Annotated in this window: 29 protein-coding genes and 2 pseudogenes; 16 read left to right on the plus strand and 15 right to left on the minus strand. The window is 70.6% G+C overall.

The genetic code is table 11. The features are described from left to right. Nucleotides 1-3 precede the first annotated feature (3 nt). The 4 genes from A4R43_RS21555 (at nt 4) to A4R43_RS21575 (ending at nt 5,450) form a co-directional block, all read left to right on the plus strand. Complete coding sequence (locus A4R43_RS21555) at nt 4-2,592, plus strand: ATP-binding protein (protein WP_162788538.1); 2,589 nt, start codon at nt 4-6, stop codon at nt 2,590-2,592. A 43-nt stretch (nt 2,593-2,635) separates the two neighbouring features. Beyond that, the gene (locus tag A4R43_RS21560) at nt 2,636-3,334 is read left to right on the plus strand and encodes an SRPBCC family protein (RefSeq protein ID WP_113693991.1); all 699 of its coding nucleotides are present in this window, start codon (nt 2,636-2,638) and stop codon (nt 3,332-3,334) included. An 11-nt stretch (nt 3,335-3,345) separates the two neighbouring features. Further along, a complete protein-coding gene (locus A4R43_RS21565; RefSeq protein WP_113693992.1) occupies nt 3,346-4,203 on the plus strand; it encodes an immunity 49 family protein in 858 nt (285 codons plus the stop codon). A gap of 518 nt (nt 4,204-4,721) precedes the next feature. Further along, a complete protein-coding gene (locus A4R43_RS21575) occupies nt 4,722-5,450 on the plus strand; it encodes a helix-turn-helix domain-containing protein (protein WP_113693993.1) in 729 nt (242 codons plus the stop codon). On the opposite strand, the gene A4R43_RS21580 is transcribed toward A4R43_RS21575, so the two are convergent. Together A4R43_RS21580 and A4R43_RS21585 are read right to left on the minus strand one after the other, a co-directional pair. Next, the gene (locus A4R43_RS21580) at nt 5,409-5,954 is read right to left on the minus strand and encodes a dihydrofolate reductase family protein (RefSeq protein WP_205215518.1); all 546 of its coding nucleotides are present in this window, start codon (nt 5,952-5,954) and stop codon (nt 5,409-5,411) included. The two genes, A4R43_RS21575 and A4R43_RS21580, sit on opposite strands and share 42 nt — an antisense overlap. A gap of 124 nt (nt 5,955-6,078) precedes the next feature. Further along, complete coding sequence (locus tag A4R43_RS21585) at nt 6,079-6,753, minus strand: hypothetical protein (RefSeq protein WP_113693995.1); 675 nt, start codon at nt 6,751-6,753, stop codon at nt 6,079-6,081. Between the two features lie 113 nt (nt 6,754-6,866). Between A4R43_RS21585 and A4R43_RS21590 the strand changes: the two genes are divergently transcribed. Further along, nucleotides 6,867-7,613, plus strand: coding sequence for a MerR family transcriptional regulator (locus tag A4R43_RS21590; protein ID WP_113693996.1), 747 nt, complete (start codon nt 6,867-6,869; stop codon nt 7,611-7,613). 1,330 nt (nt 7,614-8,943) lie between these two features. On the opposite strand, the pseudogene A4R43_RS44050 reads toward A4R43_RS21590, so the two are convergent. From A4R43_RS44050 to A4R43_RS21605, 3 genes and pseudogenes are all read right to left on the minus strand, one after another. Next, nucleotides 8,944-10,116 (minus strand): annotated as a pseudogene (locus A4R43_RS44050) (Hsp70 family protein); the annotation flags it as partial. Between the two features lie 76 nt (nt 10,117-10,192). Then, the gene (locus A4R43_RS21600) at nt 10,193-11,146 is read right to left on the minus strand and encodes a DUF6528 family protein (RefSeq protein WP_113693997.1); all 954 of its coding nucleotides are present in this window, start codon (nt 11,144-11,146) and stop codon (nt 10,193-10,195) included. Between the two features lie 63 nt (nt 11,147-11,209). Next, nucleotides 11,210-11,734 carry a M15 family metallopeptidase gene (locus tag A4R43_RS21605; protein WP_113693998.1) on the minus strand — a complete coding sequence of 175 codons (525 nt, stop codon included), beginning with the start codon at nt 11,732-11,734 and terminating at the stop codon, nt 11,210-11,212. 87 nt (nt 11,735-11,821) lie between these two features. Between A4R43_RS21605 and A4R43_RS21610 the strand changes: the two genes are divergently transcribed. Together A4R43_RS21610 and A4R43_RS21615 are read left to right on the plus strand one after the other, a co-directional pair. Continuing rightward, nucleotides 11,822-12,505: a response regulator transcription factor gene (locus tag A4R43_RS21610; RefSeq protein ID WP_113693999.1), complete on the plus strand. Its 684-nt coding sequence runs from the start codon at nt 11,822-11,824 to the stop codon at nt 12,503-12,505. Further along, the gene (locus A4R43_RS21615; protein WP_113697786.1) at nt 12,498-13,589 is read left to right on the plus strand and encodes a sensor histidine kinase; all 1,092 of its coding nucleotides are present in this window, start codon (nt 12,498-12,500) and stop codon (nt 13,587-13,589) included. The genes A4R43_RS21610 and A4R43_RS21615 overlap by 8 nt, the downstream gene beginning before the upstream one ends. On the opposite strand, the gene A4R43_RS21620 is transcribed toward A4R43_RS21615, so the two are convergent. The 5 genes from A4R43_RS21620 to A4R43_RS21640 are packed head-to-tail and all read right to left on the minus strand — an operon-like array spanning nt 13,558 to nt 17,728. Then, complete coding sequence (locus tag A4R43_RS21620) at nt 13,558-14,646, minus strand: UDP-N-acetylglucosamine--N-acetylmuramyl-(pentapeptide) pyrophosphoryl-undecaprenol N-acetylglucosamine transferase (RefSeq protein ID WP_113694000.1); 1,089 nt, start codon at nt 14,644-14,646, stop codon at nt 13,558-13,560. The genes A4R43_RS21615 and A4R43_RS21620 overlap by 32 nt on opposite strands. A gap of 3 nt (nt 14,647-14,649) precedes the next feature. Next, nucleotides 14,650-15,075 carry a GNAT family N-acetyltransferase gene (locus A4R43_RS21625; RefSeq protein WP_113694001.1) on the minus strand — a complete coding sequence of 142 codons (426 nt, stop codon included), beginning with the start codon at nt 15,073-15,075 and terminating at the stop codon, nt 14,650-14,652. Beyond that, nucleotides 15,068-15,703: a D-Ala-D-Ala dipeptidase VanX gene (vanX, locus tag A4R43_RS21630; protein ID WP_113694002.1), complete on the minus strand. Its 636-nt coding sequence runs from the start codon at nt 15,701-15,703 to the stop codon at nt 15,068-15,070. Before vanX ends, A4R43_RS21625 begins: the two co-directional genes overlap by 8 nt. Continuing rightward, nucleotides 15,703-16,740 carry a D-alanine--(R)-lactate ligase gene (gene vanA, locus A4R43_RS21635; protein ID WP_113694003.1) on the minus strand — a complete coding sequence of 346 codons (1,038 nt, stop codon included), beginning with the start codon at nt 16,738-16,740 and terminating at the stop codon, nt 15,703-15,705. Before vanA ends, vanX begins: the two co-directional genes overlap by 1 nt. Next, nucleotides 16,733-17,728, minus strand: a complete 996-nt coding sequence (locus A4R43_RS21640) for a D-isomer specific 2-hydroxyacid dehydrogenase family protein (RefSeq protein WP_113694004.1) — start codon at nt 17,726-17,728, stop codon at nt 16,733-16,735. Before A4R43_RS21640 ends, vanA begins: the two co-directional genes overlap by 8 nt. Before the next feature lie 249 nt (nt 17,729-17,977). Between A4R43_RS21640 and A4R43_RS21645 the strand changes: the two genes are divergently transcribed. The 3 genes from A4R43_RS21645 (at nt 17,978) to A4R43_RS21655 (ending at nt 20,677) form a co-directional block, all read left to right on the plus strand. Continuing rightward, entirely contained in the window at nt 17,978-18,988 is a 1,011-nt protein-coding gene (locus A4R43_RS21645; protein ID WP_113694005.1) for an acyl-CoA desaturase, read from the plus strand. A 108-nt stretch (nt 18,989-19,096) separates the two neighbouring features. Then, complete coding sequence (locus tag A4R43_RS21650; protein WP_236808177.1) at nt 19,097-19,885, plus strand: GAF domain-containing protein; 789 nt, start codon at nt 19,097-19,099, stop codon at nt 19,883-19,885. Nucleotides 19,886-19,930: 45 nt separating this feature from the next. Next, entirely contained in the window at nt 19,931-20,677 is a 747-nt protein-coding gene (locus tag A4R43_RS21655) for a GAF and ANTAR domain-containing protein (RefSeq protein WP_113697788.1), read from the plus strand. Between the two features lie 13 nt (nt 20,678-20,690). Here the strand turns inward: A4R43_RS21655 and A4R43_RS21660 are convergent, their stop codons facing one another. The 3 genes and pseudogenes from A4R43_RS21660 to A4R43_RS44055 form a co-directional block, all read right to left on the minus strand. Then, nucleotides 20,691-21,083 carry a hypothetical protein gene (locus A4R43_RS21660; RefSeq protein ID WP_236808178.1) on the minus strand — a complete coding sequence of 131 codons (393 nt, stop codon included), beginning with the start codon at nt 21,081-21,083 and terminating at the stop codon, nt 20,691-20,693. Nucleotides 21,084-21,186: 103 nt separating this feature from the next. Next, a complete protein-coding gene (locus A4R43_RS21665; protein WP_236808179.1) occupies nt 21,187-22,146 on the minus strand; it encodes a transposase in 960 nt (319 codons plus the stop codon). A 58-nt stretch (nt 22,147-22,204) separates the two neighbouring features. After that, nucleotides 22,205-22,645: pseudogene (locus A4R43_RS44055) on the minus strand (transposase); the annotation flags it as partial. A 127-nt stretch (nt 22,646-22,772) separates the two neighbouring features. Here A4R43_RS44055 and A4R43_RS21670 point away from each other — a divergent pair. From A4R43_RS21670 to A4R43_RS21690, 6 genes are all read left to right on the plus strand, one after another. Continuing rightward, nucleotides 22,773-22,952, plus strand: a complete 180-nt coding sequence (locus A4R43_RS21670; RefSeq protein ID WP_113694006.1) for a hypothetical protein — start codon at nt 22,773-22,775, stop codon at nt 22,950-22,952. 200 nt (nt 22,953-23,152) lie between these two features. Beyond that, the gene (locus A4R43_RS43390; RefSeq protein ID WP_236808180.1) at nt 23,153-23,320 is read left to right on the plus strand and encodes a hypothetical protein; all 168 of its coding nucleotides are present in this window, start codon (nt 23,153-23,155) and stop codon (nt 23,318-23,320) included. A gap of 5 nt (nt 23,321-23,325) precedes the next feature. Then, entirely contained in the window at nt 23,326-23,538 is a 213-nt protein-coding gene (locus A4R43_RS21675; RefSeq protein ID WP_113694007.1) for a hypothetical protein, read from the plus strand. After that, nucleotides 23,538-23,720, plus strand: a complete 183-nt coding sequence (locus A4R43_RS21680) for a hypothetical protein (RefSeq protein ID WP_113694008.1) — start codon at nt 23,538-23,540, stop codon at nt 23,718-23,720. Before A4R43_RS21675 ends, A4R43_RS21680 begins: the two co-directional genes overlap by 1 nt. Next, nucleotides 23,717-24,169, plus strand: a complete 453-nt coding sequence (locus A4R43_RS21685) for an Asp23/Gls24 family envelope stress response protein (RefSeq protein ID WP_113694009.1) — start codon at nt 23,717-23,719, stop codon at nt 24,167-24,169. Before A4R43_RS21680 ends, A4R43_RS21685 begins: the two co-directional genes overlap by 4 nt. A 105-nt stretch (nt 24,170-24,274) precedes the next feature. Then, nucleotides 24,275-24,712, plus strand: coding sequence for an STAS domain-containing protein (locus tag A4R43_RS21690; RefSeq protein WP_113694010.1), 438 nt, complete (start codon nt 24,275-24,277; stop codon nt 24,710-24,712). A gap of 1 nt (nt 24,713) precedes the next feature. Here the strand turns inward: A4R43_RS21690 and A4R43_RS21695 are convergent, their stop codons facing one another. Further along, nucleotides 24,714-25,067, minus strand: coding sequence for a hypothetical protein (locus A4R43_RS21695; RefSeq protein ID WP_113694011.1), 354 nt, complete (start codon nt 25,065-25,067; stop codon nt 24,714-24,716). A gap of 75 nt (nt 25,068-25,142) precedes the next feature. After that, the gene (locus tag A4R43_RS21700) at nt 25,143-25,751 is read right to left on the minus strand and encodes a TetR/AcrR family transcriptional regulator (protein WP_236808181.1); all 609 of its coding nucleotides are present in this window, start codon (nt 25,749-25,751) and stop codon (nt 25,143-25,145) included. Between the last annotated feature and the right edge of the window lie 100 nt (nt 25,752-25,851).

A 25,851-nucleotide genomic window follows, 5' to 3' on the forward strand; every position in this document is an offset into this window, starting at 1 on the left:
CCCATGTCGATCTCTCCGCGTGAGCGCGAAGTGCTGCTCGCGGTGGCCGACCGGCTGACCAACGCCGAGATCGCCGAGCGGCTCTTCGTGTCGGTGCGGACCGTGGAGAGCCACGTGTCCTCGTTGCTGCGCAAGCTCGACGCCCGCGATCGCCGCGAACTGGTCCAACGTGCCGCCGGTTACGCCTCCGGCGGCACCGTGCCCGGCTTGCCCGCGCCCGCGACGAGCTTCGTCGGCCGCGGCGTCGAGCTGGACACCGCCGCCCGCCTGGTGACCGAAGCCCCGGTGACCACCGTGCTGGGCCCCGGCGGTGCCGGGAAAACCCGCTTGGCCACCGCGGTCACCGCTCGCGCGGCGTCCGCTTTCCCCGGCGGTGCCGCCTTCGTGAAGCTGGTGCCCGCGCGTCCCGGCTACGTCGTCGAGACGGTCGCCGCCGCGCTCGGCGTTGAGCCCGCGCCGCAGCAACGCCTGGCGGACGTGGTCGCTGACCGGCTGCGTGGCCGGGCGCTGCTCGTGCTGGACAACTGCGAGCACGTGGTGGACGACGTCGCCGACCTCCTCGCGGACCTGGCGGAGGCGAATCCCCGCCTGAGCGTGCTGGCGACCAGCCGCGAACGCCTCGGCGTGCCGGGTGAGACCGTGCTGCAGCTGGGACCGCTGCGTGACGCCGAGGAAGCGGTCGCCTTGTTCACCGATCGGGCGCGGGCGGTCGATCCGGCGTTCGAAGCCGACCCCGCCGAGCTGGCCGAGCTGTGCCGCAAGCTGAGCGGCTCGCCGTTGCAGATCGAGCTGGCCGCCGCCCGGGTCGCCTCGCTCGGCGTGCCCGGGTTGCTGGCCGGGCTCGCCGACGATCCGCTGCGGCTGCTTTCGGCCGGACGCGGCGACCGGCGTCACCGCTCGCTGCGTGCGGTGGTCGAGTGGAGCTACCGGCTGCTGACCGAGGAGGAACGCCTGCTGCTGACGCGGGTGTCGCGGTTCGCCGACCGGTTCGACCTCAACGCGGCCGCCGCGCTGTGCCCCGGCCTTTCGCTCGGCGCGGTGGCCGATCTGCTCGGCCGGTTGGTGGACAAGTCGCTGGCCGACCTCGGGTGGAGCCTGCCCGACGGGGTTCGCCAGTTCGCCCGCGAGCAGCTCGACGGCTCACCGGACGCCGAAGACGTGGCGACGCGCTACCTGGCCTGGGCCGCACAACGCGCACACGACCTGGTCGGGCGGCTCGACGGCGACTGGCGAGCCGACTTCGACCTGGTCGCGGGTGATCTGCGAGCAGCCGCCGGGTCGTACGAACTGCTCTCCGACCTGGCCCGGCTGACCTACGCCCGCGGTTTCCTCGCCGAAGCGAGCGAGCACTGGCGGGCGGCGGCCCGCCTGGCCCCCACGGCCACCGCCGCCGCGACCGCGCTCGACCAGGCAGGCACGGCCGCGCACGTGCTCACCGGCGGCGCCCGCGACCACTACGACCTCCTGCTCGAAGCGGCCCGGCTGACCGGCGACCACCCCACGGCCAAGGCGGGCTGCCTGGCGAGCGCGGTGGTGCTCGCGACGAGGTTCCGCGGCGCGGGATTTGTCGCGCGGCCGGTCCCCCACGAGGAGCTGACCGCACTGCTGGCCGAAGCCCTCGCAACCGGTTCCGCCCAGGCGGAGACGCAGGTGGCGATCGCTCGCGCCTGGCTGTCCGGCCCGGCCCCGCAGTCGGTCACCCGGCCCGCGGCCGAGGCCGCCGTCCGCGCCGCGACGGCGTTCGGTGATCCGCTGCTGCTCAGCGCCGCGCTGGACGCCGAATGCACCGCCGCCGCGGGTGCCCGCGATCCCGGGCACGCGTACCGGATCACCCTGCGGCGCCTGGAGTTGGTCGACACGTTCGACCGCACGGTTCCGCAGGCCGCGCTGGAGGTGGTGGACACGTTCCGCGCCGCGGTGGCGTACGCGCTGGCAACCGGCGCCATCGCGGATGCCGTGCGGATCGGCGAGCGCGCCGAAACCGATCCGACGCTGTCCCGGCACACCTGCTGGGGTTCCGGCAGCGTGCTCACGCCGCTCGCGCTGGCCGGGCGCTTCCCCGAAGCGCTGGCACGAGCCGAAAAGCTGTGGGATGGCGCGTTGTCCTTCCGGCAGCAGAACAACAGCACGCTCGGTGTTCCGCTGCTGGGCGCCGCGCTGGCCGCCGGTCTCACCGGCGACGCCGAGGCGATGGCCACCTGGCGGCGGCGCGCCGCCAGCGCCGCCGGGGTGCCCGCGTTGTCCGCCTCGCCGAACCTCGCGCCGTTGGACGCCTTCGTGCGAGCACGGGTCGCGCTGCACAACGGGAGCGACGACCTGTCCCCGCTGCTCGCGGAGGCGGGTGGTGAGTTCGCGCCGGGCCGGTTCGACGGTTACGCCGCGGGCGTCGCCGCCGAGATCGCCGTGGTCCTCGGCCGTCCCGACGCCGACGCCTACCTGCGCCGGGCGGAACAGCACGCCACGCACAACCGGTGGGCCGCCGCCGCGCTGACCCGGGCACGCGGCCTCCGCAACGGCGACAACGGCCTGCTCGAGGACGCGGCCAACGCCTTCACCGACATCGGGGCAGCGTTCGACGCTTGCCGACAATAAATGCTGTCTTGACCAGAAGACTATTCGGTGCGACCCTCCACGGGTGTCGCGTGAGTTCGAACTGCCCAAGGAGATCGAGCTGCCCGCCTCGCCAGAGGAGGTCTGGACGGCCATCGCCACCGGCCCCGGTGCGGCGGCGTGGTTCATGCCGATGGAGATCGATCCGGACGACCCGCAGGTCGTCCGGTGGGACCCTCCGCGCGAGCTGGCCATCCGCACCCCGGCCGCGGAAGACGGCACCACGCAGGCCTTCGAGTACCTGGTCGAGGCCCGGGCGGGTGGCGCGAGCGTGCTCCGGTTCGTCCACAGTGGAGTCCTCGGCGACGACTGGAGCGACGAGTACGAGGGCATGACCAGCGGCGGCTGGGACATGTACCTGTTCACCCTCGCCCAGTACCTGCGGCACTTCCGCGGCGCACCGGCGACCTACGCGGAAGCCGAAGCACCCGCGGCTGGCGGCTGGGACCGGTTGCGCGAGCGGCTCGGCTCACCACAACTCGGCGCACCGGTGGAGATCGACCTGCCCGGCGGGTCACGACTGTCCGGCGAGGTGGACTACCTGACCGGCAACTTCATCGGGCTGCGCACCGCCGACGCGCTCATCCGGTTCCACGAACGCTCACCGCTCGGCATGCCGATCGCGGTCAGCGACCACCACTACGGCCCCGATCCGCTGGACCGCACCGAAGCCTGGCGACACTGGCTCGCCGAAAGCGGCTCGGCCCCCGCCGAAGCCGGGTAACCTCAGCCCGCGTGACAACCGTGCCAAGGCATCCAGCGGACCGCGAACTCGCCCAGAAGCAGGTCGACGTGCTCGCTTCGCAGATGGGCTTCTACGTCGACTACGTCGAAAAGGACGCGGCCGCACTGAAGAACGTCCTCGGCCGCGCGTTGACGCTCACCCGGTACGGATCCGTGCTGGATCCGGCCGCCGCCGAGGCACGGACCTGGACGGATCTCCGGACCGCCGCCCAAGCCGCGACGGCCGTCTTCAGCGCGGCCGCCGGTTCCGGCGAACTCGAAGCCGTGGTGACGAAGCCCTTGCGCTTCAAGGCAACCGGCCCCGTCTCGTACGCGAACGCGGGTGCCTGGCTGTCCGCGGTCTGGCTCGCGATCGTCAACCGGGAGGACGAACTCGTCCAGCGGCTCTGCGCGATCGACGAGGAGACGCTGCGTGCTTCGGGCGCCGTGCACGACACCTACGTCCAGCCCTGGGTGCGGACCGTGCGGAACTTCCTCACCGGCCAGGAGATCCCGCCCGCCCTGCTCGCCGCCGCGCTGGACGGCACGGACCCGGACACCGCGCGCGTCGCCCCGCCGCGCGCGCTGGCCCAGCTGTCCTATCCACCGGTCGAGATGTTCCACCACCTGCTCCGCCGCGACTCGGCGAAGTTCAACGCGTCACTGGCGCGTGCGCTGGAACAGCACCGGAAGTACTGGACCGCCGCGCCGGACCTCGCCGACGATCCGGAGGGGTTCATCGCCTTCGCGCCGCTCGCTGTCGCGGTGCTGGCGCGCTCGGCCGGGCTGCCCGTCGAGGTGGAGTCGCCGTACCTGCCGTCGAACTTCCTGTCCGGCCGGCGAGTTCAGCCAGGTGGTGCAGTGAGTTGATCAGGTGGTCCGGCCCGAACGGCGGGAACTGGATGCGCTCGCGGACGGACGGCGGCGTCGCCGACCAGTCGTAGGTGAGCGTCACCTCGGTCCCGTCCGGGCCGGGCGCCAGGTCGTACCGCCAGATCCAGCCGCCGAACTCCAGCTCCCCGTTGTCCTTGCGGTACCCGGTCAGCCAGCCGATGGTGCGCGGCGCGTCGATCACCGCGACCTTGTTGACCACCTGGTAGTCGCCGTCGGGGTGCCGCGAATGGTGCATGTCCATCCGGAACAGCTGTCCCACCTCGGTCAGCGGCGCCCGGTCGACGGGTTCCTGCACCCACCCGGTGCCGTCGATCGCCGCGTGCGCGGCCGGATCGGCCAGCACGTCGAACACGCTGGTGGCGGGCACGCCGATGGTCAGGGTGGCGCTCACGTTCTCCGCGGCCATGGTGGTCACGCTCCTCGTCTCGGTGGGTTCTCTCACCAAGGCGACGAACGCGCCCACGCCCGTTCGACACGTGTGTGAAACTTCGGGCATGGGACTGCGGTTCGAGACACGCGCGTCGGACTCGGCGTGGGTCGACACCGTGTGGACCTGCCGCAGCGAGCAGGTCTCGGAGATGACCTCGGTCGCCTCCGAAACCTGGGGGCTGGCGTTCTGGCGCCAGCGGGGCCAGACCTACGCGGCGGTCACCGGGCCGGAAACCCGGGCCGGGACCGCGCCCGTGCCCGAGGACGCGAGCTGGGTGGGCATCCAGTTCGCCGTCGGCACCTCGTTGCGTGCGGTCGCCACGCCCGCCGTGGTCGACGGCGGGATCGTGCTGCCCGACGTGACCGGCCGGAAGTTCTGGCTCGACGGCGCGCACTGGGAGATGCCCGGCCCCGACGACGCCGAGGCGCTCGTGGCCCGGCTCGTCCGCAGCGGGGTGGTGGTCCGCGATCCGCTGGTCACCGAGGTCCTCCGCGGTCACCGGCCACCCGTCTCGGAGCGCACGCTCGAGCGTCGCTTCCGGACGGCCACCGGCCTCACCCAGGGTGCCGTCCGGCAGATCGAACGCGTTCGCTCGGCCGCGGTCCTGCTGTCCTCGGGCGCGACGGCGGCCGACGTCGTCGGGCGGTTCGGCTACTACGACGAGCCGCACCTCGCCCGCGCGCTGCGGCGGTACGTCGGACGCACCGCCCAGCAGCTGCGCGACGGCGAGGGCGGCGCGCTCGCCCTCGACTCAGCGCACGACGTCGTAGACCAGCTTGACCACGCCGTTTGAATAGGCGGCCGAATCCCGCAGCTTCAGGTTCTGCTGGTCCCGGTCCGCCCGGCTGAACACGCTCTTGCCCGCGGCCAGCAACACCGGGAAGACCAGCAGGTGGTAGCGGTCGATCAGGTCGGCGTCCGCCAGCCGCCGCGCGAGTTCCGCGCTGCCGTGGATGAAGATCGGGCCGCCTTCGGACCGCTTCAGCTCCGCGACGTCCTCGGCCGACCGCAGGACGGTGATCTCCCCCCAGCCGTCGACCAGCGCGTCCTTCTCCAATGTGGACGAAACCACGTACTTCGGGAGGTCCTTGTACCCGGCGTGGTCCTCCGACCCAGGCCAGATCGGCGCGAAGGCCTCGTAGCTGCGGCGGCCGAACATCAGCGCCGTGGTCTCTTCGAGTTCCTCGGCCTTGAGCGAGTACGCCTCCGGCACGAACTCCGTGCCCATCACCCAGCCACCGCTGCGGTGGCCCTCGGCCTTGCCGCCCGGCGAGTCCACCACGCCGTCCAGCGACATGAATCCCGTGTAAACCAGTTCACGCGTCAAAACCGTGCTCCTACCCCATGATCGCGACTACCCAAGTACTGCGTACACCCTAATCACAGGCGAGTGCCGCGGTCTTGGACAGAACCGACAACGCTCAGGAGACAACGTCGATCAGCCGGTTGTACCGCAGCCGCAGCGCGCGTTCGACCGCGGCGAGCGCCCCGGCCGCGCCCATGGTGATCTTCGCCCAGGTGGGCAGGTGGATCGGCGAGGTGAACACGCCGAAGTTCGCGGCGACCGCCGGGATCTTGCTGATCGCTTCGGCGCCCTGGAGCAGGCTGACGGCGAGCGCCGCCAGCAGGATCACCACGGACACCACGCCGACGACCGCGCTGGTGCGCGGAAACCGCCTGCCGAACCGCGCGCGCAGCCCTTCCTGCGAGCGACGGTGCGGGTGCAGTGCGTGTTCGCGGCCGTCGTCGGAAACGAAGTGCATGCGCTTCAGCCCGAACGCACTGGTGGCCACCTCGATGACGCCGCCGGGCACCGGAAAGGTCGCCGGCAGGTTCGCGCGGTAGACCTGGACACCGTCGCGGTACAACGCGACGGGACTCTTCCCGACGCCGTTCTCGTGCTGGCTCCTGGTTTTCGCGTCGGCGACGTAGCGGACGTCGACCGCGAAGGCGTGGCTGTCCCCCACCGGGTCCGGGAGCTGGATGAAGAACAGCGAACGCGCGAACAGCTGCCACAGGCGGTATTCGGCGAGCGCGCTCCCGTCACCCGGCCGGACCCGGCCGAGTTGCCACCGCCGCTTGAACTGCTTGACCATGGTTCTCCCCTCGTCCGGACGCAGTACAGGGCGTGCCCCAGGGGCACGGTCAAGCGCTTGACCGTGCCCCTGGGGCAGGGTGTGGAGTGGGTCGCGGACAAGGGAGGTGGCGCATGCCGTGGAGCACCCGGCAACTCGCCGATCTCGCGGGCTCGACGGTGAAGGCCATCCGGCACTACCACGAGATCGGCCTGCTGGACGTGCCGGAGCGGGCCGCGAACGGGTACAAGCAGTACAAGGTCGCGCACCTGGTCCGGCTGATGCAGATCAAGCGGCTGAGCGAGCTGGGCCTGCCGCTTGCGCAGATCGCCGCGATGGGCCGGGCCGACGACGACCCGGACGAGGCGATCCGCGTGCTCGACGCCGAGCTGGCGGCGACGGTCGAGCGGCTCAACCGGGTGCGCGCGGAGCTGGCCGTCATCCTGCGTCACCGCGCGCCGATGCACGTACCGTCCGGCTTCGCGCCCCTGTCCCGCAAGCTCTCCGCCACGCAGGAGTCCTTGCTCCTGGTCTACTCGACCATCTTCAGCGAGCACGGCATGCGGGAGTTCCGGCAGATGCTCGCCACCCCCGACGAGACCGACGACGAGTTCGAGGCCCTGCCCGCGGACGCCGACGACGACACGATCGAGCGACTCGCCGAGCGGATGGTGCCCGCGGTCCTGGAAATCCAGGAGAAGCACCCGTGGTCGAAGGATCCGATGGCGGATTCACCGCAGGGGGTGGAACTGGCCAAGAACACCATGGCCCACGCGGTGGCGGAACTCTACAACCCGGCGCAGATACGCGTTCTGCAACGCCTCCACGCCCTGCTCGAAAACGTCACCGAGGTCACCCCGCCAGCGGAACCACCCCGATGACCGGGGAGCCAGGTTCGAGACCGCTGAACGCGCAGACCAGGTGGTCGCCGACCCGCACCGTCTGCTTCGCGCCGGGCAGCTTGTCGGCCACTTCCGACGGCAGCTTGGGCGCCTCCCGCACCTGGTTCGGCCCCGTCACGGTGTAGAGCGCGGCCGGGCCCGGCTGGACCACCAGCAACGTCACGGCCTCATTGTGGGCGGCCATCAACCGCACGTCGGTGGCGTCGCGCACGGTGTACTCCCATGACCGCCCGGTGGTGGTCACCACCACGCCGTTGCTGGTGTCGCGGTCGCCCCTCGGGAGGTAGACGTCGCGGTTGTCCAGCAGCACGTTCTCGGGCGGGCGCCCGGTGCTCTCGCCGTCCCCGATCGCCGAGACGGCCTTCCCGTTGAGGTCGATCGAAGTGGCCGAGAGGCCGTCGGAGACAACGTGGTAGACGCGTTGCAGGGTCGACGCCGTGAAGCACCCGATCAGCAGCTGGCCGTCGCGGCCGGGGTGCATGAACGCGCTGCTGGTGAGGTTGGAGATCTCACCGCAGCCGTCCAGCGTCTCGCTCAAGCCCCAGCCGCCGCCGTTCTTCCGCCAGGTGAGCAGCTTCGGCGCGCTGTCGGTGCACATGGCGATGGCGACCACGCTGTCCCGTTGCGCCTGCGCGTGGCCGGTCAGGCGGCAGCCGAGGTACACGGGCTCGGTACCGGCGTCGGTCTGCCCCAGGCGCTCGCCGGTCTCGGTGTCCACCCAGATCAGGTCCGTGCTGTGCTCGGCCTGGGACTTGGGGCCCGCGTAGGCCGCGGTGACCACGGTGTCGCTGATGGACAGTGACGCGCCACCGAGCTTGCCCAGCCAGCCGCCGTACCCCTCCGCCGCCAGTGAAACCGGCTTCGCCCAGTTGAGTTCACCCGTGCGCACCGAGATGGTCTGGAGGTTGCGGCACTGCTCCTCGCCCTGCACGCCCTTCGGCCCGTAGGTGAACGCGCCGATCAGCCCCGCGACGGTCTGGCTCATGTTGCACAGGTAGTTGCCCTCCGGCACTTGCCAGGACCAGAGTTCCTTGCCGGACTTGACGTCGTAGGCGGTCAGGCCCTTCCAGTGCCCGAACACCACGTGCTCGGGGGTGGCCCACAGGCCCTCGGAGAAGCCCGCCTCCTCACTGGTCAGCGACCAGTGGAAACCACCCTTGCCGTTGGGACCCTCCACAGTGGACGAGGGTAACGCCGTGGAGGTGGCCTGCCACGGCTTCAGCACGAGCACTGCGACCACCGCCGCTATCACCACAATGGACAGTGCACTGAGGACGGCGATCCGGCGCCGGAAGGTGCCTTTACCTGGCTGGACCGGTTGAACAGGCTGGACGGGCGGATACGGCACCACCCGCGGTGGCGCGGCCTGCTCGACCGGCTGGGTGACCGGGGCGAGCGCGGCGAGGCCCACCTGGTGCGCGCCGAGCGCGACGGCGGTCTCCGGTTGGTCGAGCGCGGTCGGCACGATGCCCAGTTCCTCGGCCATCAGCGTGGCCACCAGCGGGATCCGGCTCGATCCGCCGACCAGGTACACCGCCGTCAGCCAGCCGACCTCCGCCCCGGCACCGCGGGTGGTCGTGCCCAGCAGCTCGACGGTGCGCCGCAGGCCCGGCCGGATCAGCGACTCCAGCTCGGCCCGCGTGACCAGCTCGGATCCGAACGGCTCCGGCAACGCCACCTCGGTCTGCGGGTGCTCGGACAGCACCTCCTTGGCCACCCGGACGTCCTCGCGCAACACGAGCGCGGCACGCCGGTCCTCGGCCGAGCGCGGGGTGAGCAGCCGCTGCCACGCCGCCTCGTCCCGCCCGGCGACCTGACCGCCGAGGTGGTCGAGCAGCGCCTGGTCGATGTCCAGCCCGCCGACGTCGGGCAGCCCGGACTCGGCCAGCACGCTCAGCCCCTGCGGTCCCGCGCCGACCACCGCCACGTCGAAGGTGCCCGCGCCCAGGTCGTAGACCGCCAGCGCCTGGCCCGGCGCCAGCACCCGGCCGGTCGCCGACACGAAGTGCGCGGCCGCCGCCACCGGCTCGGGGATCAGCCGGACGTCGGTGTGGAACCCGGCCAGCCGCGCGGCCTCCAGCAGCACCTCGCAGCGCACCGCGCCCCACTTGGCGGGATGGGTGAGCCGGACCTGGCCCGGCAGTGTTCCGCCGAGCTGGCGGCTCACCTCGGCGGCCACCTTGCCGAGCACCGCGCCGAGCGCGGCCGCCACCGGCACCACGGCGTCACCGAGCAGCAACTGCCCCTCGTCGATGCGGCGCTTGGGATTCGGCTCGTACCGCGCGGGTGCCGTCCTCGCCAGCCGGACCGCCTCACGCCCGGCGACCAGCCTGCCGTCCGCCGCGGCGAACACCGCCGACGGCATCGCCGAAGCACCGTCCACCTCGACCAGTCGCGGTGACCAGCCGGGCAGGTGCAGCACCGCCACGGTGTTGGACGTGCCCAGGTCGACGGACAGCACACTGCCCGCGTCGTGCGCCACGCTCTCGGATCCCTTCCTGGCCGGCTCTCGCCGGCTCAGGTTAGGGACGGCCGATGAAATCGCGATGAAACCGCGGTCAGTGCTGCGGCTGCCACCACCGGGCCTTGTAGATCCACGCGCCGCGCAGGGTCAGCTCACCGCGGGGCAGGTCGAGGTCCACGGTGTCCGTGCACCAGGTGCAGATGTGGTCCGCCTGCGGGGTGGCCGTGAGCACCTGGCCGGTCCGCGCGTTCGTGGTGACGCTCTTGACGTTGTGCCCGTTGATCGCGGCCGCACCCGGGTAACGCGTCGAGAAGGTGCCGCGGGACTTGCTGAAGCGCAGCACCTCCGTCTCGGTGGTCACCCACAGCTGGTCGCCGGAGCCGGGCACGGGCTGCAGATCGTGACCGCCTTCGCTGGGCAGGTGGAAGACCTGCTCGGCGGTGAGCACCGGCGCGGCGGGCGTGCCGCCGACGCGCAGCGCGACCAGCTCGTGCGTGCCCAGCGCCCACAACACCTGCCGCTCGTGGTCCCAGACCACGCCGTGCCCGCCGACCAGCGGATATTCGGCGTAGGTGGTGGAGCGGGCGCCCTGCGAAGCGGTGTAGACGCGCAGCCAGCCGCCGGTGCTCGCGGCCACCGCGACGTTGCCGTCGGGCAGCAGCTCGATGCTGTGCGGATTGCTCGGGCCGCCGACGTTGGCGGCCCAGTAGGCGCCGGTGCCCTGCGGATACGGGATCACCCCGGCGAAACCGCCCGACGCGGTGGTCATCAGGTACTGCTGCCCGGCTCGCTCGGTCAGCTTCGCCTCGTCCGGTGAGACGAACGCGGCGGCGAGGTCACCGAGGCCGTTGGCCGCGGCCGGCGCCCACGACCAGGTGTACGCCCTGGTGCGCCAGGCCTCCTGGTCGGCGGGCAGCACGAGGATCCGCCGGGACGCCTGCTCGGTGAGCGCGACGAGCCCGCCGGGACGGCCGGGGGCCGCCGACACGGGCGAGGCGAGGACCAGTGCGGCAATGGCCGCCAGGAACACGAGTGCGGTTCTGCGCATGGCAGGGACCCAATCGCGGCGAGGTGACCGCCAGGTGTCCGCAGCCCAACGCACCGTTGATCTTTACGCGCAGTCGTGCCGCCGCAGCCGCGGGTCGTGCGAGGGGTCCGGGTACATCGGCGGGCAGCCGTGCTCGACCGCTTCCGGGCGCAGTTCGTAGTGCCACGGTTCGTTGCGGTAAATCTGGCAGAGCCCGTATTCGGCGCCGTGCTCGGACAACCACGCCTTCGCTTCGGCGGGCCCGATGTCGATCGCGTTCCCCGACACGTGCGGAGAGGTTTCGGGGGTGGCCACCCACCGGGCCGCTTCCTTTTCCGACCCGTATTTGAAAACGGCGTCACGCAGCAGCTTTTCCTGGTATTCCGGCGACCGCCAGCCGCTGTTGACGTGGAACTCGACGCCGTCGAGCGCGGCGTCCGCCGCGGCCCTGCGCAGGGCGGCGAGGAAGGCCGGGTCGAGATTCGCCACGCCCGGAATTGTGTCGTCGAACACGGTCGTGCCGCGCGGAACGGCGCCGTCGGCCACCCCGAGCACACCACCACGGCGGATCCGCCGGAGCATTGTTCGCACTGGTTCGTGGAGGGTCATGAGCCCAGTGAAGACAGCGGGCCATTACCAGGGCGTATCCGGATTTTGATATGCCGCCGATATGCCGTCGCCCGTAGGATCGAAAGCGTGCGTGTGCTGATCGTCGAAGACGAGCCCTATCTGGCGGAAGCCGTTCGCGACGGCCTGCGGCTGGAGGCGATCGCCGCCGACATCGCCGGTGACGGCGACACCGCGCTCGAGTTGCTGGGCGTGAACTCCTACGACATCGCCGTGCTCGACCGCGACATCCCCGGCCCGTCCGGGGACGAGATCGCCGAGCACATCGTCGCCTCCGGCACCGGCATGCCGATCCTCATGCTCACCGCGGCCGACCGGCTCGACGACAAGGCCTCCGGCTTCGGTCTCGGTGCCGACGACTACCTGACCAAGCCCTTCGACCTGCGGGAACTCGTGCTGCGGCTGCGAGCGCTCGACCGGCGGCGCGCCCACCACCGGCCGCCCGTGCGCGAGGTCGCCGGGCTGCGCCTGGACCCGTTCCGCCGCGAGGTCTACCGCGACGGACGGTACGTCGCGCTCACCAGGAAGCAGTTCGCCGTGCTCGAAGTGCTCGTCGCCGCCGACGGCGGGGTGGTCAGCGCCGAAGAGCTGCTGGAGCGGGCGTGGGACGAGAACGCCGACCCCTTCACCAACGCCGTCCGCATCACCGTCTCGGCACTGCGCAAGCGCCTCGGCGAACCCTGGCTGATCGCCACCGTGCCCGGTGTCGGCTACCGCATCGACACCGACGGTGACGGGTCCGGCCGTGGATAGGCCCCCCGGGCTGAGCGTCCGCTTCAAGCTCACCCTCAGCTACGCCGGGTTCCTCATGGTCGCCGGTGCCCTGCTGCTCGTGGTGGTGTGGTTGTTCCTGCTGCGGTACGTCCCCGAAACCACCTTCCGGATGCCCGGCCGGATGGTGCCCAGCAATCCCGGCCGGTACGACCTCTGGCGCGCGTTCGCGCCGAAGGCCGCGCTCGCCGCCGGGTTCCTGCTGCTGTTCGGCCTGGTCGGCGGCTGGATACTGGCCGGGCGCATGCTCGCCCCGCTGGCCCGCATCACCGAAGCCACCCGGCGCGCGGAGAAGGGCTCGCTGTCCCACCGGATCGAAATGGACGGCCGCCGGGACGAGTTCCGCGAACTCGCCGACGCCTTCGACACCATGCTCGCGCGGCTCGAAGCGCAGGTCGCCGAGCAGCAGCGGTTCGCCGCCAACGCCTCCCACGAGCTGCGCACCCCGCTGGCGGTCACGCAGACCCTGCTCGACGTGGCCCGCAACGACACCAGCCGCGACACCGGCGAACTGGTCGAGCGCCTGCACACCGTCAACGCCAGGGCGATCGAGCTGACCGAGGCGCTGCTCCTGCTCACCCGCGCGGATCAGCGGTCGTTCACCAAGGAGCACGTCGACCTGTCGCTGATCGCCGAAGAAGCCGCCGAAACGCTGCTCCCCCTCGCCGAAAAGCGCGGCGTCACGCTCGAGACCTCCGGTGACAAGGCGTCCACCGCCGGGTCGCCCGCGCTGCTGCAGCAGATGACCACGAACCTGGTGCACAACGCCATCGCCCACAACCTGCCGGAAAACGGCAGCGTCTGGGTCACCACCAGCGTCCGTCCCCAGTCCGTGGTGCTCACCGTCGAGAACACCGGTGAGAAGCTCACCCCGCAGCTGATCTCGACGCTCACCGAACCGTTCCAGCGCGGTTCCCGGCGCGTGCGCACCGATCACGCCGGGGTCGGCTTGGGCCTGGCCATCGTCAAGAGCATCGCGCGCGCCCACGACGGAGTCCTCACCCTCACTCCGCGCGCGGAGGGCGGGTTGCGCGTCACGGTGCGACTGCCCGCCGTACCAGCGTGAGCACGTGCCGGGCGAGGACCACGTCCGCGTCGGGCGCACCAGCCGCCGTCGCCTTGGCCGACATGGCCGCGAGCCGCTCGTGATCGGTGAGCACCGGGATGATCCTCGCCTCGACCCACGTCGAGTCGAAGTCGGCGTCGTCGACGAGGAACGCCCCACCGGCCGCGACGACCGGCTCGGCGTTCAACCGCTGCTCCCCGCCGCGCGCCGGCAGCGGAACATAGGCGGCCGGTAGCCCGACCGCGGCCAGTTCGGCGCAGGTCATCGCACCCGAGCGGCACACCACGAAGTCGGCCGCGGCGTAGGCGTACCGCATCTCGTCCACATAGGACACCACCACGTAGGGCGGGTCGCCGTCCGGCACCTCGACCTGGTGCTGCGGCCCGGTGATGTGCAGGACCTGCACACCGGCCGCCCGCAACGCCGCGGCCGCGCCGGAGACCGCGGTGTTGATCGTCCGCGCGCCCTGCGAACCGCCGGTGACCAGCAGCACCGGTCCCTCGGGCCGCAGGCCGAACCGCCGCCGGGCTTCATCACGCAGCCCGGCCCGGTCGAGCCCGGTGATCGCCCGGCGCAGCGGAATGCCGATGGCGGTGGCGTGCGGCAGCCTGGCACCGGCGGTGAACACGTGCCGGGTCATCCTGGCCGCCATCCGGTTGGCCACGCCGGGCAGGGCATTCGCCTCGTGCACGACGATCGGCACACCCCGGCGCCGGGCGGCGAGATAGGCGGGCCCGGCCACGTAACCGCCGAAACCCACCACCACGTCGGCCCGCACGCGGTCGAGCACCGCCCCGGCCGCGCGCACCGACTCGCGCAGCCGGACCGGCGTCCGGAGCAGCGCGCGGTTCAGCTCGCGCGGCAGCGGCACCGGCGGAATGAGTTCGAGCGGGTAACCGCGGGCCGGGACGAGCGTGGTGTCCAGGCCGCGAACGGTGCCGAGTGCGGTGATCTCGGCCGTGGGCTCCAGCCGGCGCACCGCGTCGGCGAAGTTCATCGCCGGCTCGATGTGCCCGGCCGAATGCCCACCGGCGACCACCACGCGTGGTGCCGACACGCGCTAGACCTCCTTGCCGTACACGTGCGAAGTCGCCTTCCGACGGAAGCCGATGTCTTCGTAGAACGGATGGGCTTCGGGCCGCACGACGTTCGAGCGCACCACCATGGTGTGCACGCCGTGCCGCACCGCCCACTGCTCGGCCGCCCGCACCAGCGCGCGGCCGAGGCCGACCCGGCGGCTCGCCGAATCGACCACCAGGCCGGTGATCTCCACGCGTTCGTCCTCCAGCAGCGCCAGCCGCCGTTCGACGGTGATGCAGCCGTCGATGCGGGAGCCCGCCGCGACCAGCACGCCGTGCGCGGCCGAGTTCAGCACGAGCGCCAGCCTGCTGGTCACCACGTCGAGTTCGCTCGGATAGCCGAGCTGGGCCAGCAGCCCGGTGAGCCGCGGGCCGTCGTCGGCCCGTGCCGGACGGATCTCAACCATGGACGAGCAGGGTTTCCACGCTGCTGATGGGGAAGTCGAAATAGGTGTCCGGATACGGCTCGTGCCGCAGCGTGTAGTGCCACCATTCGGTGTCGTACCCGGCAAAACCGGCTTCCTCCATGAGGGTGCGCAGCTGCCGCCGGTTCCTCGCTTCGGTGAGCGTGACCCCGTCCGCGTGGTGGTGGGAGATCGGGTCCATCAGGTCGTGGTCACCGCCCATCGCCACGAGTTCGCCGGTGGCCAGGTGGAACAGGGTCAGGTCGACCGTGCTGCCCCGGCTGTGGCCGGACTTCGCGGCCACATATCCGCGCTCGAACATGCTGGACCGGTCGATGTTGGGGTAGTGCCGCTGCTTGGTCCGGCCGTCCTCGGGTTCCTTCGACCACCGCAGGAAGCTGTCCACCGCGCGCTGCGGGCGGTAGCCGTCCCAGAGCAGCAGGCCGAACCCGAGCGCGGCGGCGCTTTCCCGCACCTTTTCCAGTGCCGCGCACAGTTCCCTGGTGCCGACGATGCGATTGGCGTCGTAGCCGTCCACCGGCTTTCCGGTGAAGTTGTCCCAGGTGGCGTACTTGGCGTCCCAGCGAATTCCGGGGACGAGTTCGTCCACGAACACAAAATCGGGGTTCATCACCGGTTTCCCGCCAGGGTCAGCGAAACGATCCGGTCGAGCAGCGCGGCCATCGGCAGGCCGGCGGCGGCCATCATTCGCGGATAGCGGCTGTAGGAGGTCAAGCCGGGCAGGGTGTTGACCTCGTTGAGGATCACCTCGCCCGCTTCGGTGAGGAACATGTCCACCCGCGCCAGCCCACCACAGCCGAGCGCGCGGTAGATGGCCTTCGCGGTTTCCTGGACGCGGGCGCGGGTCTCGGCCGGAATGTCCGCGGGCACCACGATCGTCGAGTTCTCCGAGCCGCTTTCGGGATTGCTCTCCTGGTGGATCTGGAAGAATCCGTGGGACAGGGTGATCTGGTCCACTTCGCCCGCGGTCAGGTCCGGGCCGTAACCCAGGATGGCGCAACCGACCTCGCTGCCCTCGACCGCCGCTTCGATCAGCACCTTCGAATCGAATTCACGCGCGGTTTTCACCGCGCTCGACAGTTCTTCGGGGCTGGCCACCTTGGTGACCCCGAAGGACGAACCCGAACGGGCCGGTTTCACAAAAACCGGGTAATTGAGTTCGCCGGGATCAATGGCCTGCCCCGGTGTGACGATCCAGAACTTCGGCGTGGGAATCCCCGCGTCGCGGGCCACCACGTAAGCCAGCGATTTGTCCATGCAGACAGCCGAACTCGGCACGTCACAACCCGCGTAGGGAATGCCGGACAGTTCCAGCAGCCCCTGGATCGCGCCGTCCTCACCGAGCTTGCCGTGCAGCACCGGCAGCACGAGATCGACGCCGATCGCCTCGTACTTGCCGTGGTCCAGCACGAGCAGCCCGCGGAAACCGCTGTCCGGCGACAGCACGACCGGCTGGGTGTCGCCGTTCTCCCAGTCCGCGCTCGGGCCCTCGCAAAGCTTCCAGGCGCCGCTCCTGGTGATCCCGATCCAGTACGGTTCGTATTTGCCGAGGTCGAGGTGTTTCGCCACCTCCCGCGCGGATTTGACGGAAACGGGGTGCTCCTCGGAAGCGCCGCCGAAGAGGATTCCGACTTGAAGCCTAGCCATGCTGATTCCCGCTTTCGAATTCCAGGCAGTTGAGCAGGCCGTTCTCGACGGTGTCACGCAGGGCGTGGTCCGTGTAGTAGGCCGTGTGCGGAGTGATGATCACGTTCGGCATTTCCTGCAGCCGCAGCAGCAGCTTGCTGTCGATGGGCTTTTCCCGGCGGTCGGCGTAGAATACGCCTTCTTCGCCTTCGAGTACGTCCAGCGCGGCGCCGCCCAGGTGGCCGCTTTCCAGTGCGTCGACCAGTGCCTCGGTGTCGATGAGGGGGCCGCGCGCGGTGTTGACGATGAACGAGCCGAGCTTCATCCGCTCGATGCGCTCGCGGTTCAGCAGGTGGTGCGTGGCCGTGGTGAGCGGCACGTGGAGGGTGACGATGTCGCTCTGCACCAGGAGGTCGTCGAGGGGAACGTAGTCGGCGGAGGTCTGCGGGCGGTCGTCGTGGGCCAGTGTCTGGCAGCCGAAGCCACGCAGCCGGTCGATCACGGCGGCGCCGATGCGTCCCGTGCCGACCACCCCGACGACGAGGTCGCGCAGTTCTTTCCCGCGCACCTCGTTGAGCCGGTAGTCGTGGGCTTCCGCGCGGCAGATGGTGGACTTCGCGCCCCGGATCGCCATCAGCATCAACATCAGCGTGTAGTCGGCCACGCTGTCGGGCGAGTAGGAAACGTTGCCGACGGTGATGCCGACGCTGTTCGCGTAGTCCACGTCGAGGTGGTTGAACCCGATGCTCCTGGTGGAGAGGTAGGCCACGCCGACCTGGCTGAGCGCGCGCAGCGCGGCGTTCGAAATCCGGCTCTTGTGGCCGACGCTGACACACCGATTCCCCGACGCCAGTCCGGCGTTCGCCTCGGAAACCACCTCGTCGGTGATGGTCGGCACCACCCCGAAGTGAGGCGCCACCTTCCGGAACAGGGCGGCTTCGTCGCGTCCGCAGCCGTAGACCGTGATCCCCACCCTCGGCAGGCCCGCGGCTGGTGCTGGTTCGCTCATGCCAGGCAGTCAAGGCCGTGCGGTGTTGCCACCACGTATGCAATTTTCAATACACGGACGATAAGTCGCTGGCGCAGGGCGGATGGGAATCATTGCGGCGGTTCCGTCGTTGTACCGGGCACAGTGGCTCGCCGCACGGTGTGCGCGGCCCTCATCAGCCTCGGGTTTAGGCCGCCGCCGGCGGGTTACCCGGAACTTGATCGCCCCAGACCCTGGCGGACAGGTACGTCAAGGAAAGAAGCGATTGAGATGACACATACGTTGGACCGGCCGCCGGTCCGGCCCCCCAAGGCCGCGGCGCCGATACTCGCCGGTGAGAAATCCCGTACCGAAACCTTCCTGGTCAAGCTGTTCGCGGTGGTGCCGTTGCTGGCGCTGGCCGCGGCGGTGCCCTTCGCGTGGGGGTGGGGCCTTGGCTGGCTCGACGTCGCGCTGGCGGTCGGCTTCTACTTCCTGACCGGGCTCGGGGTGACGATCGGTTTCCACCGCTACTTCACCCATGGCGCGTTCAAGGCCAATCGCGGCCTGCGGATCGCGCTCGCGGTGGCGGGCAGCATGGCCATGCAGGGCCCGGTGATCGGCTGGGTCGCCGACCACCGCCGCCATCACGCCTACGCCGACCGCGAAGGTGACCCGCATTCCCCTTGGCGCTACGGCACTTCCGCCGCGGCGCTGGCCAAGGGCTTCTGGCACGCCCACATGGGCTGGCTGTTCGACCGGGAGAAGACCAACGCGGAACGCTTCGCCCCGGACCTGCTCGCCGACCGCGACATCGTCCGGATCGACCGCTGGTTCCCGGCGCTGACCGTGGCCACCCTGCTCGCCCCCGCGGTGATCGGCGGGCTGGTGACGATGTCCTGGTGGGGTGCGCTGACCGCGTTCTTCTGGGCGAGCCTGGTCCGGGTGGCCGTGCTGCACCACGTCACCTGGTCGGTCAACTCGCTGTGCCACCTGATCGGGGACCGGCCCTACGCCGCCCGCGACAAGTCCGCGAACTTCTGGCCGCTGGCCATCGCGTCCATGGGCGAGTCCTGGCACAACTCCCACCACGCCGACCCCACCGGCGCCCGCCACGGCGTCCGCCGCGGCCAGCTCGACATGTCCGCCCGGCTGATCTGGGTGTTCGAGAAGCTCGGCTGGGCCACCCAAGTCCGCTGGCCCAAGCCCGACCGCCTGGCCCGCAAGCTCAACCCCGGCTACACACCCGCGCCACGCGGGTTCGCCACAGGCGGGCCGCGGGCCACCGGGCAATCGGGGTAACCGAACACACGCTTCCGGGTGCCGTCCGTCCCACTGCCGGGCGAGTAGGCTCGGTGCACGCAACCGCGGCCGCGGTGCTGATCCGGGCCTGGTCAGGTCCGAGTTGGTGTGGCGATCACGAACACCGACCTGGAGGTGACCGGATGCGGGAAGCTTGCCGGTGGTGGGCTGGCGGTGGCTGAGGTCGAGGTTCTGCGTACGAGTGTGCTGGCCGCGCTGGGCGAGGGCGGCGGCGAAGGGGTCGACGTTGTCGGCCGGGTGTGCCGGGGGTGTGTGCGCTTGCTGCCGGTGGACGGCGCGGCGGTGTCGGTGATGGCCGACGCCGGGCGCCGCGAGATCGTCTACGCCAGCGACCCGGTGAGCACCGCGCTGGCCGAGCTGCAGTTTTCCCTGGGCGAGGGGCCGTGTTTCGAGGCGTCCGCCGCCGGCGGGCCGGTGCTGGTGCCGGAGTTGGCCGCGGGTTCGCCCGCGGCGTGGCCGGTGTTCGCCGCCGAAGCCGCCGCGTACCCGGTGGCCGCGTTGTTCACCTTCCCCGTGCAGATCGGGGCGGTGCGGGTGGCGACGCTGGACACCTACCGCTCGACACCGGGCTCCCTCGGTACCGCTGAGCTGGCGACGGCGCTGCAGGTGGCCGACATCGCCGCGCTCGCCCTGTCGGGGCTGAGCGGTGGGGGCGAACGCTGGCTCGACGGCGACGGGCGGTGGATGGACGGCGCGGGGATGCGGCACCGGGAGGTGCACCAGGCCACCGGGATGCTGATCGCGCACCTGGACCTGCCCGCTTCGGCCGCGCTGGCCCGGTTGCGGGCCTACGCGTTCGGGCACGGACGTTCCCTGCTCGAGGTCGCGGGCGACATCGTGGCCGGACGGCTGCGACTGGACGAGGAGTTCCGGTGAACATCACCATGGAAGCTGCTGTTGACGAACCAGGAGATGGTGGGCATGGCCGGCCGTGAACGACAGGTTGTCCGGGCGTTCGTCGCGCTGGCGGACACGCTGGTCAACGACTACGACGTCGCCGACCTGCTGCACACGCTGGTGCAGCAGTGCGTGGAACTGCTCGACGTCGCGGCGGCCGGGCTGACGCTGGCCGACGAGCGAGGCGGCCTGCAGGTGCTCGCCTCCTCCACCGAGCAGGCACGCCTGCTCGAGTTGTTCCAGCTCGACATCGACGAGGGCCCGTGCGTCGAATGCTTCACCACCAGCACGCCGGTGCTGGTCGCCGACATCGCCGCCCAGTCGGCGCGCTGGCCGCGGTTCGCGGCCGAAGCGGCCAAGGACGGATTCGCCTCGGTGCACGCGGTGCCCCTGCGGCTGCGCAAGCAGACGATCGGCGCGCTCAACCTGTTCGGGCACACACCGGGAGCGCTGTCCGCGGACGATGTCGCGCTGGCGCAGGGACTGGCCGACACCGCCACCATCGGCATCCTCCACGAACGGGCCGTCCGCCAGGGCGAGGTCCTGTCCGAGCAGCTGCAGACCGCGTTGAACAGCCGGGTGATCATCGAGCAGGCCAAGGGTGTGCTCGCGGTGAGCGGGCGGTTGAGCATGGACGCGGCCTTCACGGCACTGCGTGGCTACGCCCGGCGGAACAACCTCCGGCTCAGCGACGTGGCCCGCGCACTGGCCGATCGCCACCTCGCCCCCACGGTCGTGCTGGCCGCGGCCCCGGCGAGCGGTCCCCGCTGAAACCGGGCGCCGGTCAGTCCGGAAGGCGCACGGCGAGCTCGTCGCCCAGTGCGGCGCCGCCCGCCAGTTCGAGGTGGTCGCCACTCCAGAACCGGCCCGCGTCGTACCAGTTCGGCCGGCGGCCCCGGGGCAGCAGTCCCATGGCCTCGTAGGTCACCGCGACGATCTCGGCGCAGTAGCCCGTCTCGAGCGCGGTGGTCTCCCGCTTCCGGGACGGCAGCCTGCCGCCGAGCCAGCGCGACGCCAGGCGCGCGGTCGACGGGAACGGGGTGCCGTCCAGCCGCGCGATCGTCCGCAGCACGGCGTCCTCCATCTCCCGGTCGACCGGGTGGTCGAGCTGGCGCAGCCAGACCTGCTGGTGGTACTTCTCGGCCCAGACCAGCACAGCCCGGCGAAGGTCGTGCAACTGAGCGCCCCCGGAACAACCACAGGTCGCCCGTGCGCGTCACGGCCACGGCTTCGTCGAGATCGAGCGCGGTCCCCGGCACGGCAGTAGCCTAGCTTGAGTTTTAACCTGTTCGTCGTGGTCGAGGTGTGCTCGTTTTGGTGTTCTTGCTGTGCTTGGGTTTTCGGGTGTTCGTGCTGGTGACGGTGTGGACGTCGTGGCGTGGTGCGGGTCGGTGATTGGGTGTTCCGGCGGAGCGTCCGGGGCCGGGCCGTGAGGGTTTCGGGACACCGGCGGGACAGGTGAGTTGTGGGCGCAGGTTCCGAAACCCTCGGCGGACTCTGGCCGGGGTGAGCCGCTGGGCTGGTCGGGGTTTCTCCCAGGGGCGGCGCAGGTCGGCGGTGAGGTCGCGGGTGAGGCGGAGTTGGGTGTAGGCGGTGATCAGCAGCCAGGTCCAGCGGTCGGCGGCCTCGGGTGAGCAGAGTTTCGGGGTGGTCCAGCCGAGGGTTTGCTTGAGCATGCGGAAGGTGTGCTCGATGTCGAAGCGGCGCAGGAACGCCTGCCAGGCCAGATCGACCTCGGCCTGGTCCAGGCCGGTGCCCGAGTGCCAGAGCCACACAGGTTTCGGGATCGCCCCGGAGGGCAGACGCTGGACCTGCAACCGGATCACGGTGCCCTCGATGATCGGCAGGGCGCCGTTGTGGCCGGCCCAGGCGATGCGGTGGGTCAGCCGTGGATGCAGCCGATCCCAGGCCCGGATCAGCGCGGGACCATAGAGCCGGGTCGTGGTGTCGGTGACGACATCAGGCTCGCCCCAGGTGTTCGGGTCGCCGAAAGCGAACTCGTCACCGTGGCGGCGGGGCCTGCCCATCGTGCCGGGCGGCTGCGGCGGGACCGGGCGATGCAGCACCCGATCGGTGCGCATCCGCACCAGCACGGTGATCGGAAGATCGGCCAGCACATGGGCCAGGCGGGGACCGTCGTAGCCGGCGTCGGCGACCAGCAGGATGTGCGGGTCTCCCGGCCGCCAGTGCCCGGCTGCGGTCAAGCGGTCCACCACGCCCCGGATCTGCCGGGCGGTCACGCTCGCGGCGTTGTCCCCCGGGCGCGAGCCGGACCGCGTCCAGCGGCGCGGTCCACGAACTCCGTCCCGCTTCCAGCGCGACGACGACGGAGTAAGGCCAGCCGGGCACCATCATGTGCTGGTCCTTGCCGCGGCCGTAGGTGTGACACAGGACCCGCTGCGGACACGTGTGCGCCTCCGGGCGCAGCCAGCAGGTCACATCCACCGCCAGCACCAGCCGCCCGTCCGCGGCACGCGGCAGCGACACGCTGGTCAGCGCGGTCCGCAGCCGGTTGACCTCGACACGACCCCGCGCCAGCGCGGCATAGCCACTGCCATGACCACGGCGATGCTCACCGGCCAGCGATAACTCCGCGACCGACCGCACCGGCCCGTCAGCGCACAACACCGCGTCGGCCAACTCGAACAACGCGTCCGCCCGCCGGGTCAGGCACCGGTAGAACTCCTGCCGGAACACCGACAGCTCCCCGGACGCACCGGCGTCACGGGCGTGATGCACACTGATCAACTGAAGCCCTTGGTCTCGATCTTCCTCTGTCGCAAGAAGAAGGATCCCCCAAGGGCTTCACTCATGATCAACAGGGGTCACCGCCGACCACTCAGGCGTTAAAACTCAAGCTAGGCCGATGCGCTGGTGGAAGACAGTGGGACTGGCCGGGCTCGTCGGAGTGACCGCGACCGGCGTGGTGATCGCCCGCCAGGAACGACGGCGGCGGGCCTGCACCCCGGACGAAATCCGGGAACGGCTGCACGCCCGCCTCGCCGCCACGCCACCGGAGTCCGGCGGTACGACTCCGCGGGATTAGCCGCCGAAGTCCGTGGCGGGCACGTGCCACCACGGCGTGCTCGTGCCGCGAACGGCGGGCAACCGGCGTATGCTGAGGGTATCGCCCCAGCCCCCGGCGACACCGACTGTGATCCACCGGTAGCCGGGGAAGCCGAACCCGCCTCGCGCCTGCCGAATCCGGCCGGAGTGCTTACCGCAACCGGGTTCGTGAGGTGCCACATGTTGGGAACCATCCTGCTCGTCCTGGCGCTCAGTGTCGTGCTGATCGTCGTCGGCGCCTTCGTCGAGGGCCTCATCTGGCTCCTCGTCATCGGCGTCGCGTTCTTCGCCGGAACGGCCGCCATCGGGTTCGTCAAACGCAAGGCGCTCACCAAGGGCTCGCGGTAAATCGCGTGCGACAGCTGCTTCCGCCCTTGACCGTGCTCTCCTCGTATCCGCCGTCGGGCGGGCTCCAGTTGCACAGCCTCACCGAGATCTCCAGCTATACCTGCGATTTCTGCCTCGAATACGCGGAGTCCGCGATGGTCGCCACCGCCGCCGACGCGCTGGTCTGCCCCGGCTGCTACGCGCGGGCCCGAGTGCCGGGGCGCGGAGGGCGGTCCTGATGGCCCACCGGGATCTTCGGCTCGACGCCGATTTCTCTGATTTCTCTCAGGTCGCCGAAACCCACTTCAACACCCTCACCGCGATCCTGGACGCCGTCCAGCGCGGCCTGATCACCCCGGCCGAAGCCGGCCAGCTCATCGACCGGATCCGGCACCACCCACCAGCCAAGGAGAAAAAATGACAAGCGCCTCAACGGTGCACGCTCCGTCCGGCGAGGCCGGAGGCGCCCGGGCCAGCGCGCTCGCCTCCGCCCAGGGTGCCACCACCATCGCCGACACCGTGGTCCGGAAGATCGCCGGGCTCGCCGCGCACGAAGTTCCCGGCGTGTTCTCCCTCGGCGGCGGCACCGCCCGTGCTCTCGGTGCCATCCGCGAACGCATTCCCGGTGCCGCGGCCAGCGCCGGACAAGGGGTCTCGGTCGAGGTCGGCGACACCCAGGCCGCCGTGGACCTACAGGTGCTCGTCCACTACGGGTACGCCATCGCCGACCTGGCCAACGCGGTCCGCGCCAACGTGATCACCGCCATCGAGCAGATGACCGGCCTGCAGGTCGTCGAGGTCAACATCAGCGTCACCGACGTCCACCTGCCCGACGAAGAAAGCACGCCAGCCCAAGACCGCGTCACCTGAGCCAGGGTGGCAAACCTTCGCCCAGCCGAAAAGACCGACTGGTAGTAGGATGTGGGCAATCGCCCCGGCCCCCGGCGCCACGCGGACCGGCCTCCGGGAGACGACGTGACCAGCAAAATCCGCCAGACCGCCATGATTGTCGCGAACACCGCCGAACTGTCAGCTTTCGGGGTCGGCGAGCTGAAGACCTTCGCAGTGGCGGTGAAGTCGAGCCACCGGGCTCCGGTGCTCACGGTGACCGGCGACCTCGACCTGCGCACCGCCCCGCACCTGGTCGCACTCATGGCACGTGAGCTGCGGCAGCGCCCGGCACTGCTGATCCTCGACCTGACCGAGGCCGATTTCCTGGGAGTGCCCGCCGTCGCCGCCATGATGACCGGCTGGCGGCAGTGGGGCGCCCCCAGCCAACTGCGACTGGTGGCCAGGAAAAAAGCGATCCTGCGGTCGATTCACCTCACCGGCTGGGATGAATTCGTGGCCGTTTACGATTCACTGGAAAGCGCGATCCGGGAAACACCGCCGTTGCCGAAGCTTCGTGCGTAGGTCAAGTCGCCGGCCATTTGGCTGCCGCCTGCCGCAACACCGAGGCGATTTCCTGGAAAGTCTCACCGCTGTCGTACTGCTCGACGAGCGTGTCGGTCACCCCCACGACCGCCACGGTCGCCCGGCGGCACGCTTTGACCATGGCCACCGCCACATCGCCGGGCAGCAAGGAGGAAGCGCCGGTCCCCGCCCCGGCCGCCCGGGTGGCTTCCCACGCCGCATCGACCTTTTCGAGCGCTTCGACCAGATCTTTCCAGACGGCCAGTTGGTCGGTTCTTCGCATCGCATCGGTGGTGGCCATCAGCGTCATCCCGTGGTTGCCTGCCGGTGGCGAGTACCCGATCAGCTCCGGCACCCCGAAGTCTACGCCGGAGCCGAGCGAGCCAAAGCCACATTCGTGACGCCTCGGCCGCACCGGGCCGCGTGCCGGTCAATCCAGTACCGGGGCCAGGTATCCGACCAAAGCCCGGTTCAGCTCCGTGACCCATCGCGAGCGTTCCGCCGCCGGGGCTCCGACCACGGTCCCCAGCAGCGCGCCGAAGATCTGGGTGGACACCACGGCGACCGTCCGCACGCGGTCGGCCGGTAGTTCCGGCCGGCGCGTCCGGATGACCTCGGCGATCCGGCCGACCACCGCCTCGTGCAGTGCCCGCGTCGGGGCGGTGAGCCGTTCGGGCAGGTCGACGCCGGTGAACAGCGCCTTGAACCCGGGGTTGGCCAGGTTCACCTCGATCATCGGCGCGGTCATCCGCTCCACCAGTTCCGGCAGCGGCAGTCCGGCCGCCGCCGGGTCGAAGGCCTTTTCGTGCGCGGACCGCAGTTGCTCCTGGTACCGCTCGGCGAGCGCCTCGGCCAGCGCCTCCTTGTTCGCGAAGAACTGGTACAGGGTGCCCGGCGACACCCCGGCCCGCGCCGCGATGGCGTTGGTGGTCGCCTTCGCGTAGCCGGTCTCGGCGAACACCTCGGCCGCGGCGTCGGTGAGCTGCTCCATCCGTCGTTGCCCACGCGCCTGGCGGCGCGGGCCTTGTTGTGCGGGCACACCTCTCCTCACCGGACGCGGTTGACAAACACGAGCAAACGCTCGTAATTTCAAAGGCGAGCGCTCACTCGTGTTTCTACCCTAACCCGTTCCCTCCACC

The sequence above is a fragment of the Amycolatopsis albispora genome, from assembly GCF_003312875.1.
Lineage (GTDB): Bacteria > Actinomycetota > Actinomycetes > Mycobacteriales > Pseudonocardiaceae > Amycolatopsis > Amycolatopsis albispora.

Coding starts and splice junctions, on each gene's coding strand:
- A4R43_RS21555 (WP_162788538.1), top strand. CDS start 4: ATGTCGATCTCTCCGCGTGAGCGCGAAGTGCTGCTCGCGGTGGCCGAC.
- A4R43_RS21575 (WP_113693993.1), top strand. CDS start 4,722: ATGGGACTGCGGTTCGAGACACGCGCGTCGGACTCGGCGTGGGTCGAC.
- A4R43_RS21580 (WP_205215518.1), bottom strand. CDS start 5,954: ATGTCGCTGGACGGCGTGGTGGACTCGCCGGGCGGCAAGGCCGAGGGC.
- A4R43_RS21585 (WP_113693995.1), bottom strand. CDS start 6,753: ATGGTCAAGCAGTTCAAGCGGCGGTGGCAACTCGGCCGGGTCCGGCCG.
- A4R43_RS21590 (WP_113693996.1), top strand. CDS start 6,867: ATGCCGTGGAGCACCCGGCAACTCGCCGATCTCGCGGGCTCGACGGTG.
- A4R43_RS21600 (WP_113693997.1), bottom strand. CDS start 11,146: ATGCGCAGAACCGCACTCGTGTTCCTGGCGGCCATTGCCGCACTGGTC.
- A4R43_RS21605 (WP_113693998.1), bottom strand. CDS start 11,734: ATGACCCTCCACGAACCAGTGCGAACAATGCTCCGGCGGATCCGCCGT.
- A4R43_RS21625 (WP_113694001.1), bottom strand. CDS start 15,075: ATGGTTGAGATCCGTCCGGCACGGGCCGACGACGGCCCGCGGCTCACC.
- vanX (WP_113694002.1), bottom strand. CDS start 15,703: ATGAACCCCGATTTTGTGTTCGTGGACGAACTCGTCCCCGGAATTCGC.
- vanA (WP_113694003.1), bottom strand. CDS start 16,740: ATGGCTAGGCTTCAAGTCGGAATCCTCTTCGGCGGCGCTTCCGAGGAG.
- A4R43_RS21640 (WP_113694004.1), bottom strand. CDS start 17,728: ATGAGCGAACCAGCACCAGCCGCGGGCCTGCCGAGGGTGGGGATCACG.
- A4R43_RS21645 (WP_113694005.1), top strand. CDS start 17,978: ATGACACATACGTTGGACCGGCCGCCGGTCCGGCCCCCCAAGGCCGCG.
- A4R43_RS21655 (WP_113697788.1), top strand. CDS start 19,931: ATGGCCGGCCGTGAACGACAGGTTGTCCGGGCGTTCGTCGCGCTGGCG.
- A4R43_RS21670 (WP_113694006.1), top strand. CDS start 22,773: ATGCGCTGGTGGAAGACAGTGGGACTGGCCGGGCTCGTCGGAGTGACC.
- A4R43_RS43390 (WP_236808180.1), top strand. CDS start 23,153: ATGTTGGGAACCATCCTGCTCGTCCTGGCGCTCAGTGTCGTGCTGATC.
- A4R43_RS21680 (WP_113694008.1), top strand. CDS start 23,538: ATGGCCCACCGGGATCTTCGGCTCGACGCCGATTTCTCTGATTTCTCT.
- A4R43_RS21685 (WP_113694009.1), top strand. CDS start 23,717: ATGACAAGCGCCTCAACGGTGCACGCTCCGTCCGGCGAGGCCGGAGGC.